The 12,468-nt window shown below is 54.9% G+C and carries 9 protein-coding genes and 3 tRNA genes; 6 read left to right on the forward strand and 6 right to left on the reverse strand.

Annotation, left to right across the window (positions count from 1 at the left end):
* Position 1: 1 nt before the first annotated feature.
* Positions 2 to 1,519 carry a bifunctional ADP-dependent NAD(P)H-hydrate dehydratase/NAD(P)H-hydrate epimerase gene (nnr, locus tag NR302_RS17280; protein ID WP_258144057.1) on the reverse strand — a complete coding sequence of 506 codons (1,518 nt, stop codon included), beginning with the start codon at positions 1,517 to 1,519 and terminating at the stop codon, positions 2 to 4.
* Here nnr and queG point away from each other — a divergent pair.
* A complete protein-coding gene (gene queG, locus NR302_RS17285; protein WP_258144058.1) occupies positions 1,518 to 2,657 on the forward strand; it encodes a tRNA epoxyqueuosine(34) reductase QueG in 1,140 nt (379 codons plus the stop codon). The two genes, nnr and queG, sit on opposite strands and share 2 nt — an antisense overlap.
* Positions 2,658 to 3,090: 433 nt before the next feature.
* Here the strand turns inward: queG and NR302_RS17290 are convergent.
* The 4 genes from NR302_RS17290 to orn form a co-directional block, all read right to left on the reverse strand.
* Positions 3,091 to 3,166, reverse strand: a tRNA-Gly gene (locus tag NR302_RS17290).
* Between the two features lie 72 nt (positions 3,167 to 3,238).
* A tRNA-Gly gene (locus NR302_RS17295) sits at positions 3,239 to 3,314 on the reverse strand.
* A gap of 28 nt (positions 3,315 to 3,342) precedes the next feature.
* A tRNA-Gly gene (locus NR302_RS17300) sits at positions 3,343 to 3,418 on the reverse strand.
* A gap of 299 nt (positions 3,419 to 3,717) precedes the next feature.
* On the reverse strand, positions 3,718 to 4,266 hold the full coding sequence (gene orn / locus NR302_RS17305; RefSeq protein ID WP_008101955.1) for an oligoribonuclease: 549 nt from the start codon (positions 4,264 to 4,266) through the stop codon (positions 3,718 to 3,720).
* Between the two features lie 103 nt (positions 4,267 to 4,369).
* On the opposite strand from orn, the gene rsgA reads away from it, so the two are divergent.
* The 3 genes from rsgA (at position 4,370) to mscM (ending at position 9,753) form a co-directional block, all read left to right on the forward strand.
* On the forward strand, positions 4,370 to 5,413 hold the full coding sequence (rsgA, locus tag NR302_RS17310; RefSeq protein WP_007891997.1) for a small ribosomal subunit biogenesis GTPase RsgA: 1,044 nt from the start codon (positions 4,370 to 4,372) through the stop codon (positions 5,411 to 5,413).
* A gap of 93 nt (positions 5,414 to 5,506) precedes the next feature.
* Positions 5,507 to 6,403, forward strand: coding sequence for an archaetidylserine decarboxylase (gene asd / locus NR302_RS17315; RefSeq protein WP_256697595.1), 897 nt, complete (start codon positions 5,507 to 5,509; stop codon positions 6,401 to 6,403).
* A gap of 14 nt (positions 6,404 to 6,417) precedes the next feature.
* The gene (mscM, locus tag NR302_RS17320; RefSeq protein WP_179452036.1) at positions 6,418 to 9,753 is read left to right on the forward strand and encodes a miniconductance mechanosensitive channel MscM; all 3,336 of its coding nucleotides are present in this window, start codon (positions 6,418 to 6,420) and stop codon (positions 9,751 to 9,753) included.
* A gap of 52 nt (positions 9,754 to 9,805) precedes the next feature.
* Here the strand turns inward: mscM and mdh are convergent, their stop codons facing one another.
* On the reverse strand, positions 9,806 to 10,741 hold the full coding sequence (gene mdh, locus NR302_RS17325) for a malate dehydrogenase (protein ID WP_008101961.1): 936 nt from the start codon (positions 10,739 to 10,741) through the stop codon (positions 9,806 to 9,808).
* Positions 10,742 to 11,165: 424 nt separating this feature from the next.
* Here mdh and argR point away from each other — a divergent pair, with 424 nt between their 5' ends.
* The gene (gene argR / locus NR302_RS17330) at positions 11,166 to 11,636 is read left to right on the forward strand and encodes a transcriptional regulator ArgR (protein WP_008101964.1); all 471 of its coding nucleotides are present in this window, start codon (positions 11,166 to 11,168) and stop codon (positions 11,634 to 11,636) included.
* Positions 11,637 to 12,125: 489 nt separating this feature from the next.
* A complete protein-coding gene (gene yhcN / locus NR302_RS17335) occupies positions 12,126 to 12,389 on the forward strand; it encodes a peroxide/acid stress response protein YhcN (RefSeq protein WP_008101965.1) in 264 nt (87 codons plus the stop codon).
* Positions 12,390 to 12,468: the final 79 nt, after the last annotated feature.

Genomic DNA, 12,468 nt, shown 5'->3' on the forward strand with positions numbered 1-12,468 from the left:
TTTATTGTTGGATCATCTCTGGATTAACAAACTGCCACAGCAGCTCGAACAAATCAGTGGCTAACATGCCGCGAGTACCGCGCTGACGCGCGACGGCATCGGCTGTTGCCCCATGCGCGACACAGCCTGCGCAGGCTGCATCAAGTAATGTCAGTTTCTGGCCGAGCAGAGCGGCAATAATCCCGCTCAGCACATCGCCCATGCCGCCGGACGCCATGCCCGCGTTGCCCACATCGGTAATCGCGATGTCACCCGCCGCGCTGGCAATCACCGTGCCCGCACCTTTCAATACCACCACGCCGCCGTAGCGTTTCGCCAGGGCGCGCGCAGCATGTAAGCGGTCACTCTCAATCTCGCTGGTTTTCACTCCCAGCAAGCGTGCAGCTTCGCCGGGATGCGGCGTAATGATGCGATTCTGACGGTTATCCTGCTTGATTGCCAGCAGGTTAAGCGCATCCGCATCCCAAAGCATCGGCTTTTCACTGGCCGCGATCTTTTTCAGTGCCTTCTGAGCCCAATCACGCTGGCCAAGCCCCGGCCCAACGGCGATTACATCCGCCCACTCCAGCGCCTGATCCAGACGTTCATCGTTCAGTGCATTAACCATTAGCTCCGGTCGCGCGGTGAGAATCGGGCCAATATTATCTTCATGCGTCAGCACGCGCACAAGTCCGGCACCGCTTCGCAATGCGGCTTCACCAGTCATGCGAATCGCGCCCGCCGTGCCGCTATCGCCGCCGACCACCAACAGCCGACCTTGGTCGCCTTTGTGTGAGGTCGCACGACGCGGCTTCAGCCAGCGCGTTAAGTCCCCGGCGTCATAGCGTGAAATCGGTGCCTGTTCAGCGGCAAGATACGCCGACAAACCCAACTCATGGTTATGCAGCACGCCAACGTAATCACGCGCTTTCCCGGTCAGTTGGCCGGGTTTCAGCGCAATCATGCTCAGCGTGTGATCGGCGATGACCGTCTCGCCCGGCGCCGTGCCGTTAGCCGCCAGCAAACCGGAGGGAATGTCGATCGCCAGCACCGGTGCGGCATGCGCGTTAATCAGCGTAATCAGGCGCTCGTAGGGATCCGCAGGCGCACGATTCAGGCCGGTGCCGAGCAGTGCATCAACAATCACATCAACCTTTTCCGGCCACGGCGCATCTGCCGCGTGAATCACACCGCCCGCCGCCAGCCATGCGTCTTGCGCCTGCTGCGCCTCTTCTGGCAAGGCTTTGCTGCCCGCGCACGCCAGCAGCGTTACGTTCAATCCTGCTGCTTGCGCCAGTCGCGCCACCACAAAACCATCGCCGCCATTGTTGCCGTGCCCGCACAGCACCAACCAATGATGCGCCTGCGGCCACAGTTGGCGGACTAATTCATAGCTAGCCTGGCCAGCGCGTTGCATCAGCTCAAACAGCGTTAAGCCCAGGCTATCGGCGGCATCGCGTTCCAGTTGTGCCATCGCCTGCGCAGGCCAGACAGAGTGTGGTAAACTGCGCGCGTTTGCTTCAATTGCCTGGTTTCTCATGTCATATCCTCTCGATCTTCAACAGCTCGCTCAACAAATCAAACAGTGGGGACGCGACCTCGGCTTCCAGCAGGTGGGTATTTGCGATACCGATCTGAGCGCCGAAGAGCCCAAACTGCAGGCGTGGCTGGATAAGCAATATCACGGCGAGATGGATTGGATGGCGCGCCACGGCATGATGCGCGCAAGGCCGCATGAGCTGCTGCCCGGCACGCTGCGCGTGATTAGCGTACGCATGAATTACCTTCCAGCCAAAGCCGCCTTTGCCAGCACCTTGAAAAATCCGCAGCTAGGCTATGTAAGCCGCTATGCGCTGGGCCGCGACTATCACAAAGTATTGCGCAATCGACTGAAAAAGCTCGGAGAAATGATTCAGGCGCACTGTGGCGAACTCAATTTTCGCCCGTTCGTCGATTCCGCGCCGATTCTTGAACGCCCGATTGCCGCTAAAGCCGGTTTAGGCTGGACCGGCAAACATTCGCTGATCCTAAATCGTGAAGCCGGCTCCTGGTTCTTCCTCGGCGAACTGCTGATTGATCTGCCGTTACCGGTTGATCAGCCGCAGGAAGAGCAGTGTGGACGTTGTGTCGCCTGCATCACTATCTGCCCCACTTCCGCTATCGTCGAACCTTACGTGGTCGATGCCCGGCGCTGCATCTCCTATCTCACCATCGAGTTGGAAGGCGCAATTCCCGAAGAGTTCCGTCCGCTGATTGGTAATCGAATTTATGGCTGCGACGATTGCCAGCTGATCTGCCCGTGGAATCGTTACGGTCAGTTAACCGATGAAGATGATTTTTCACCGCGCGCGGTGCTGCATGCGCCACCGCTCACCGAACTGTTCAAATGGGATGAAGCCAAATTTCTGCGCATCACTGAAGGTTCAGCGATTCGGCGTATTGGGCATTTGCGCTGGTTGCGTAACATTGCGGTGGCATTGGGCAATGCGCCCTGGGCAGAAGAAAATATGGAGGCATTAGCATCGCGTAGCGGCGAACATCCACTGCTTGATGAACATATTGAATGGGCGATTGCACAGCAGTTGCAGAAACGCGCGGCGCAAGCGGTGGAAGTGCAACCAGCGAAGAAACAGCGGCTGGTGCGCGCGGTTGAAAAAGGCCTGCCACGTGATGCTTGATTGAGCAGTCGCACAGAATAAAACGCTTTTCCACATGCTGTGAATAAAATTATCCAACGGAATAGTGACGGAGATCGTAATTTCGTCTAAAGGGTAAGATCACAGTCTGAAATACGTTTAACCACTTATAAATCAATCAATTAAACGATTATTGTAAATATTCACGTCGTGTTTAGCGCGCAGGGGTTTGTCCAGAGCTTGTGGATAACTCTGTTCAAAACAGTTTTAAACAACGGGGAAAACGCCGTCAGAACCTTGCAGGCACATTGTGGATAACCTGTAAGATAACTGCGTCAGACAACAAGCATTATCGGTGCTAGCGAGGCGTGCAAAATTTCCAGAAAAAAACGGTTTTGCATGCGATAAAAATATCAGCAGCAGTTTTAATTCTGATTGCGCCTAAGGGCAAATAACATTAGTGAATATAAAAATTTGGAGCGGGAAACGAGACTCGAACTCGCGACCCCGACCTTGGCAAGGTCGTGCTCTACCAACTGAGCTATTCCCGCATAATCTTCGTATTTTAGTTCGCTACTGCGTTGGCAAACTAAATCCGTGATTTGGATGGTTTACTGCAACTCTGGAGCGGGAAACGAGACTCGAACTCGCGACCCCGACCTTGGCAAGGTCGTGCTCTACCAACTGAGCTATTCCCGCATTAGAGGTTTACTACGCAACGAAAGTTTGGAGCGGGAAACGAGACTCGAACTCGCGACCCCGACCTTGGCAAGGTCGTGCTCTACCAACTGAGCTATTCCCGCATAATCTTCGCCTGTTTATTTGCTGCTGCGTTGGCTGCCTTCACTCGCACAGGTCACTTACTGATGTAAGCTCGCTGTGACTCGTTCAGTTGCCGCCTTGCATCAAACAAACATGCTCGATTCTGAACTTCGTTTTACTTCTCCGTTCCGAATTCCGAATCAAATTCTTCACCGGTACGGGGTGCGCATTATACGAGAAATCCTTTCAGTCGCAAGAGTCTAAAAGCAAAATTTTGCGCTTTCCGCGCGTTCGCTGCTTTTATCGACAACCTGATGATTTCCTGCGCACCCACTGTCGATTAAAGCTGCAAGAAGTGCTCGCGGTAGTACGCCAGCTCGGCGACGGACTCGCGAATGTCATCCAGTGCCTGATGGCTACCGGACTTTTTGAAGCCAGGCAAGATATCCGGTTTCCAGCGACGCGCCAGCTCTTTCAGCGTGCTGACGTCAAGATAGCGATAGTGGAAATAGGCTTCCAGTTCAGGCATGTACTTAAACAGGAAGCGACGATCCTGACCAATACTATTGCCGCAAATCGGCGAGGTGTTCGCCGGCACCCACTGCTTCAGGAACTCGATGGTGGCCAATTCTGCTGCACGGTCGTCATGCTCGCTGGCTTTAACACGCGCCACCAATCCGCTATTGGTGTGTGTGCGCACGTTCCAGTCATCCATCAAGGCCAGCTGCTCGTCAGATTGATGCACTGCGAACACCGGGCCTTCTGCCAGGATGTTCAGGTTGGCATCGGTCACGATGGTGGCGATCTCAATAATGCGATCGCGCTCCGGATCTAATCCGGTCATTTCGAGGTCGATCCAAATCAGGTTGTTTTCATTTCCAGCTGTCATGCGTTTCCCGCCTGTTGCCAAAGTCGTCATTAAACTCATTTCAGGTGTATCATAGACGTTTTGCCCAGCAGGGCGAAGCCTGGCGAAAGCCGTGAGAGGATGCGTGAGTAAAAACAAACTGTCGAAAGGTCAACAACGTCGCGTAAGCGCCAACCATCAGCGTCGTCTGCAGCAACGGAGCGATAAGCCGGAGCCGGATGATAGTCTGTTTGGAGAAGCGGCTGATGGCGTGGTGATCAGCCGTTTCGGCATGCACGCAGACGTGGAAGATAGCGAAGGCGTTGTGCATCGCTGTAACATCCGCCGCACTATTCGCTCGCTGGTCACCGGCGATCGCGTTTTATGGCGCGTCGCCATTGGCGGCGGTAAAGGGATCGTCGAAGCAGTACACGATCGCAAAACCGTACTAACGCGCCCAGACTTCTATGACGGCGTGAAACCGATCGCCGCCAACATCGATCAGATCATTATCGTTTCGGCGATCCTGCCGGAACTGTCACTTAACATTATCGATCGCTATCTGGTCGCCAGCGAAACGCTCGGCGTGGAACCGCTGCTGGTGCTCAACAAAACCGATCTTTTGGATGCCGAAGGCCGCGCGTTTGTTGACGAGCAGATGGAGATCTATCGCAATATTGGTTATCGCGTATTGATGGTTTCCAGCCACGCCAAAGATGGTTTGGTTGAACTGGAAAGTGCCTTAACCGGCCGCGTCAGCATCTTTGCCGGTCAATCTGGCGTAGGCAAATCGAGCCTGTTGAATAACCTGCTTGGCCTGGATGTGGCAGCGGAAATTCTGACTAACGATGTGTCGAACGTTTCTGGTTTGGGTCAACACACCACCACCGCCTCGCGCCTTTATCACTTCCCGGCGGGCGGCGATGTGATCGATTCACCAGGCGTGCGTGAATTCGGTTTATGGCATCTGGAGCCGGAACAAGTGACGCGCGGATTTGTCGAATTCCGTGAATTCCTTGGCAGTTGCCGTTTCCGCGACTGTAAGCACGATACCGATCCTGGCTGCGCCATCCGCGAAGCGGTAGAAGAAGGCAAGATCGACATCTCGCGCTTCGATAACTACCACCGAATTCTGGAAAGTATGGCGCAGGTAAAGACGCGTAAAAACTTTTCCTCCGACGCGGATTAAGCAGTACAACGGCACATTCGCCAACGCGCTGGGGCGCTGCTACAATCCGCCCCCCTTTTTGTTAACGATACGTAATTAAGCCAGGAGGCAACGGTGTTTGATCGTTTTAAACTCGGCCTGAATCATATTTTGCCCAAAAAAGGGCTCACCGAACTCGCCGGTTGGGGCGCCAGCCGTCGTGGTGGCTGGCTCACTAAAGCGGTCATCGACATATTTGTCTGGTACTACAAAGTGGATATGGCAGAAGCCAGCAAGCCACATACCGGCAGCTACCGCACCTTCAATGATTTCTTCGTGCGTCCGTTAAAAGAGGGCGCGCGTCCTGTCGATCCTGACGCCTCTTTACTGGCGCTGCCCGCCGATGGCGCGATCAGCCAGCTGGGCCGCATTGCCGGCGATCAGATCTTCCAGGCCAAAGGCCACACTTACAGCCTGCAGGCGCTGCTGGCCGGTAACGACGATCTGGCGGATCAGTTCCACGACGGCGAGTTTGTTACCACTTACCTCGCCCCGCGCGATTATCACCGCGTGCACATGCCGTGTAACGGTGTCCTGCGCGAAATGATCTATGTGCCTGGCGATCTCTATTCGGTCAATCCGCTGACCGCGCGTAACATCCCGAATCTGTTTGCGCGCAACGAACGCGTGATCTGCGTATTCGATACCGATCATGGCCCGATGGTGCAGATCCTTGTCGGTGCCACCATTGTCGGCAGCATCGAAACCGTGTGGGCGGGCACTATCACGCCACCACGCGAAGGTGTGATCAAACGCTGGCGCTATCCGTCTGCCGATCATGACGGTGCGGTCGTGCTGCTAAAAGGCCAGGAAATGGGTCGCTTCAAGTTGGGTTCAACGGTGATCAACCTGTTCGCTCCGAATCGCGTGAAGCTGGCGGAAAGCCTTGAAGCCGAAAGCAAAACCCGCCTCGGTCAGCCGCTGGCCATCGCCCTGCCTCAGCCTGGCGACAGCGTCTCACTAAGCAAATAACCGGAACCTCTCCCGTGCGTGTTCTCCTCTCCCTGCTGCTGAGCCTTGTGCTCAGCAGTTCTGTATTTGCAGCGACCGTTCCGCAATCCAGCCAGCTTAAGCAGGAACTGGATGCGGCTAAATCCGCAAAAAGCTCACCCGCGCAAACCGAACAGGTGCAGGCGCTGGAAGCGGCAATCAACTTCCTCAACGAGCGCGATGAGTCGCTGGAACGCGCGAAGCAGTATCAGCAGGTGATTGATGATTTCCCGCGCCTGGCGCGTGAATTACGCCAGCAGATCGCCACGCTGACGGATAGCAGCAAGGCGGTGCGCAGCAATATGAGCAGCGCCGAGCTGGATCAAGAGTTGTTGCAGGTCAGCAGCCAGCTGCTGGAGGAAGGCCGCCAGGCGCAGCAGGAGCAGGATCGCGCGCGCGAAATCAGCGATTCACTGTCGCAGCTGCCTCAGCAGCAAACCGATGCACGCCGGGCAATGACCGAAAGCGATCGCCGCGCGCAGAGTTCCTCAGCGGCGACCACGCCGTTAGCGCAGGCGCAGATTTACGCGCGTCAGGCGGAAAACGCTGCCAACAAAGCGCGCGTGGACGAGTTAGAGCTGGCACAGCTGTCGGCGAATAACCGTCAGGAACTGGCGCGTATGCGCGCCGAAGTGCATCAGCGCAAAGCCACCCAACTGGATAACTATCTGCAGGCGCTGCGCAATCAGCTCAACAACCAGCGCCAGCGCGAAGCTGAACTGGCGCTGGAGCGCACCGAGCAGCTGGCAGAAAACAGTGGCGATCTGCCGAGTTCGATCAGCGATCAGTTCCGTGTAAACCGCGAACTCTCCGCTGACCTCAATCAACAAGCGCAGCGCATGGATTTAGTCGCCTCGCAGCAGCGTTTAGCCACCAATCAGACCTTGCAGGTGCGTCAGGCGCTGAGCACGCTGCGTGAGCAGTCGCAATGGCTGGGCGCGTCCAATCTGTTGGGTGAAGCCTTGCGCGCGCAGGTCGCGCGTCTGCCTGAGATGCCGAAATCTCAGCAGATCGACAGCGAAATGGGCCAGCTGCGCGTGCAGCGTCTGCATTATGAAGATCTGCTCGAGCGCCAGCAGGATCTGCGCAAGTCCAAACAGGATGATGGCACGCCGTTCAGCAGTGATCAGGTACGCATTCTCGAAGCGCAACTTAAAACCCAGCGCGAGCTGCTGAACTCACTGATTTCCGGTTGCGATACGCTGATTCTGGAAATTACCAAGCTCAAAGTTTCCAATACGCAGCTGCAGGATGCCTTAGCTGAAGTAAAAGATGCGACGCATCGCTATCTGTTCTGGACCGCCGACGTTAACACCATCGGCCTGAATTTCCCGGTCGAGATGGCGCAGGATCTTAAGCGTCTGCTGTCGCTGGATACGGCTGGTCAGCTCGGTAAAGCGCTAGCGATGATGTTTACCAATCGTGAAACCGTGCTGCCGATTATTGGTGCCGTGCTGCTGGTGGGCTTCAGCATCAGCTCACGTCGTCACTACAACGCCTTTATGGAGCGCTCCGCCAGCCGTGTCGGCAAAGTCACGCAGGACCGCTTTAGCCTGACGCTGCGCACGGTATTTTGGTCGATTCTGGTGGCGGTGCCGCTGCCGGTGCTGTGGGCCGCGCTCGGTTACGGTTTACAGCATGCCTGGCCTTATCCGTTCGCCGTGGCGATTGGCGATGGCATCACCGCCACGCTGCCGCTGCTGTGGGCCTTTATGATCAGCGCCGCCTTTGCGCGTCCCGACGGCTTGTTTGTGGTGCACTTCCGCTGGCCGCAGGCGCGCGTGGCACGTGCGATGCGCTATTACTCGCTGTCGGTTGGGCTGATTGTGCCGCTGATCATGCTGCTGATCGCCTTTGCAAACCTGGACGATCCGCAATTCTCCGGCACGCTGGGGCGCGTGTGCTTCATCCTGATTTGTGGCGCGCTGAGCATCGTTACCGTTAGCCTGAAACGCGCCGGTATTCCGCTCTATCTGGATAAAGAGGGCAACGGCGATAACTTCGTAAACCGCATTCTGTGGAACCTGATGATCGCCCTGCCTCTGGTTGCTGCCCTCGCCTCCTGCATCGGTTATCTCGCCACCGCGCAGGCGCTGCTGGCGCGTCTGGAAACCTCAGTGGGCATCTGGTTCTTCCTGTTGGTGGTGTATCACATTATCCGCCGCTGGATGCTGATTCAGCGCCGCCGCATCGCCTTTGACCGCGCACGTCAGCGTCGTGCCGATATGCTGGCCAACCGTGCGCGCAGTGAAGAAGAGAAAGAGCAATCGACGCCGGCAAATGCCGACACCATCGAAATCGATGAGCCCAGCATTGACCTCGATGAGATCAGCGCGCAGTCACTGCGTCTGGTGCGTTCAATCCTGACGCTAATCGCCCTGGTTTCGGTGATTGTGTTGTGGTCAGAAATTCACTCGGCGTTTAGTTTCCTCGATAATATTCCGCTGTGGAATGCCAGCACTACCATTCAGGGCGTCGATAGCGTGCAGGCGATTACGCTGGGTGCGGTGTTGATTGCGATTCTGGTGCTGATTATTACCACGCAGCTGGTGCGCAATATGCCCGCGCTGCTGGAGCTGGCGCTGTTACAGCATCTCAGCCTGGCGCCGGGCACCGGCTACGCTATTACCACCTTGACCAAATATGCGTTGATGCTGATTGGCGGCTTGATTGGCTTCTCGATGATGGGCATTGAGTGGTCGAAGCTACAGTGGCTGGTTGCTGCGTTAGGTCTGGGTTTAGGCTTCGGGATGCAGGAGATTTTCGCCAACTTTATCTCTGGCCTGATTATCCTGTTTGAGAAACCGATCCGTATCGGCGATACCGTAACCATTCGCGATTTGACCGGCAGCATCACCCGCATCAACACGCGCGCCACCACCATTACTGATTGGGATCGCAAAGAGATCATCGTGCCGAACAAGGCCTTCATTACGGAGCAGTTCGTAAACTGGTCGCTGTCGGATTCGGTGACGCGTGTGGTGCTGACGATTCCGGCGCCGGCCAGAGTCAACAGCGATGAAGTGACCAACATTCTTAAGCAGGCGGCAGATCGCTGCACCTACGTGCTGGATATGCCGGCACCGGATGTGTTCCTGGTCGATTTGCAGCAAGGTATTCAGCTGTTTGAACTGCGTGTGCATGCGGCGGAGATGGGACATCGCATGCCGCTGCGCCATGAACTGCATCAGCTGATTCTGCGCGGCTTTGAGGAGCACGGCATTGAGATGCCATTCCCGCCGTTCCAGGTACGCATGGAGACGCTAGGAAAACAAAATCCCGCCAGCAACGGCGCGCCCGCCAATAAGACCTTCAAATCTGGCGGATTATAGAAACAAAACGCCCGGCAATTGCCGGGCGTTTTTTATTACTGCTAAGAGCCGATCACTTCACAAACTCTTCGCCCTGCGCGATATCTTTCTTCAGCGTTTCCAGCATGCCGTTCAGCGCCTGCTGTTCAAAGGCACTCAGCGTACCCAGCGGACGGCGCTCAACGATGCCGTTTTTACCCAGCAGCAGCGGCTGCGAGAAGAAGCGGGCATATTCGCCATCGCCTTCCACATACGCGCACTCCACGACGTTGGCTTCACCTTGCATGGCGCGAATCAATGACAGGCCAAAACGGGCCGCCGCTTGTCCCATCGACAGCGTTGCCGATCCGCCACCGGCTTTGGCTTCCACCACTTCGGTGCCCGCGTTCTGAATACGTTTGGTGAGATCCGCCACTTCCTGCTCGCTGAAGCTCACGCCTTTTACCTGCGACAGCAGCGGCAGAATGGTTACGCCTGAATGCCCGCCCACCACCGGCACTTCAATCTCGTTAGGCTGCTTGCCTTTCAGCGCTGCGACAAAGGTATTAGCGCGGATGATATCGAGGGTGGAAACGCCAAACAGGCGATTTTTGTCATACACGCCAGCTTTCTTCAGCACTTCGGCCGCAATCGCCACCGTGGTGTTGACTGGATTGGTGATCACGCCAATCAGCGCTTTCGGCGCCGTGCTGGCAACCTGTTCAATCAGGTTACGCACGATACCGGCGTTAACGTTAAACAGGTCGGCGCGATCCATGCCCGGCTTACGTGCCACACCTGCAGAGATCAGCACCACATCGGCACCATGCAGGGCAGGCGTAGCATCCTCACCGCTAAACCCTTCCACGGTGACTGCCGTTGGGATGTGACTGAGATCGACCGCCACACCCGGCGTTACCGGGGCAATATCGTAAAGTGAGAGAGCTGAGCCTGCGGGTAATTGCGTTTTGAGCAGCAGTGCGAGCGCCTGGCCAATACCACCAGCGGCACCGAGAACGGCAACTTTCATCCTGAACTCCTTATTAAGGTGGGGCAGAGATATGCCGAAAATCCATCAGGTTACGAGTTTAATCAACTTCTCAGGCGATAGCGACTAAACCTGTCGCGCCCTTAACACTACGCCGCAATCGGCTCCCGAGACATCTCCACTTCAGAAGTCGCCTGAATGATTCATTCGCAGCCAGAAGACAATGGACGGCAATGATCATCGATATTGTTGTTACCACCTCAATAATATAACAACTTTGCAACCTTCGCTTTGCGCGTCCACCCGCGATTTTGGTGCAACCTCATATTCTGTTATTATGCCCGCCCCGCAGGTCATTACCGCGATTCTCTCATCAGACTTATTGCATAAAAATTCATCTAAATGCATAATAATTTATCTGCCGTGGGCCTGTTGCCCTCTGCAACCCTCTTTTAATTGGTAGCTTATGCGAAACCCATCGAAACAAGACGACTTGATTAAGGCGTTTAAAGCCTTATTGAAGGAAGAGAAATTCAGCTCCCAGGGCGAAATCGTGCAGGCGTTGCAGGAAGACGGCTTCGAGAATATCAATCAGTCCAAAGTTTCTCGCATGCTGACCAAGTTCGGCGCGGTGCGTACGCGTAACGCCAAGATGGAAATGGTTTATTGCCTGCCTGCTGAACTCGGCGTACCCACCACCACCAGCCCGCTGAAGAATCTGGTGCTGGATATCGATTACAACGATGCATTAGTAGTGATTCACACCAGCCCGGGCGCTGCGCAGCTGATTGCGCGCCTGCTGGATTCGCTGGGCAAAGCGGAAGGGATTCTCGGCACCATCGCCGGTGATGACACCATCTTTATTACCCCTGCGCGCACCTTCTCAGTAAAACAGCTGTACGACGCGATTCTGGTTTTATTCGAACAAGAGCTATAAAACCCTGCTGCATACCGGCAGATCCTCTGCCGGTTATCTTGCCCTTCCCGCTTCATTCGTAACCAACCTGTGACAAACCCCTTTGTAAATAATAAGTTATCCATATGCTTAGCGGTTCTTTTCAAGCTAATAGATTGGTACGACCTTTGCGCCTGCTTAACCTTATGCGCTATTTTACACTGCTTTACACATCGTTCTCAGTGCCTTTCCCTTCTCCATGCGTATCAGCCAGCGAGATCAACCATGATCTTTCGCACTAAAAGATAATTTGATGTAGATCATTGTTTTTACGGCTAAATAACCACCTATGGTTAAGATCCAGGCGTTTTTTATAACTTCAGGTTCTAAAAAAGTGCCATAAGGATAAAGAATTACAACCAAACATTATTAGCTGGATATTAATTTCATGGGTGATTAGATCTATACTTAGTTTCGTGATGCAAATCACACGAAAGAAAAAGATAAAAATAGACGACGAGGAAAAATATTATGAACGTTAAAACTACTATCGCAACCCTGAGTGTTCTATCTGCTCTGTCATTTGGTGCTTTTGCAGCAGATTCTATTAATGCCGAACAGGCAGCGAATCTGCAATCCGCAGGCACCATCAGCGTCAGCGGCGTGGGCGGTTCTCCAATGGATATCCGTCAGCAGTTAAACGATAAAGCCGATCAGCAAGGTGCGAAAGCATACCGCGTGATCGAGGCGAATACCGGTGACAGCTACCACGCAACCGCTGAGCTGTATAAATAAGTTACTGACTTAAGACGCAATGTGAACGGCGACCCGTTTGAGACGCTCTTGCCTCTCAGGTTGCCGACCCCAATTTCAG

The organism is Pantoea sp. SOD02, from assembly GCF_024707505.1.
Lineage (GTDB): Bacteria > Pseudomonadota > Gammaproteobacteria > Enterobacterales > Enterobacteriaceae > Pantoea > Pantoea symbiotica.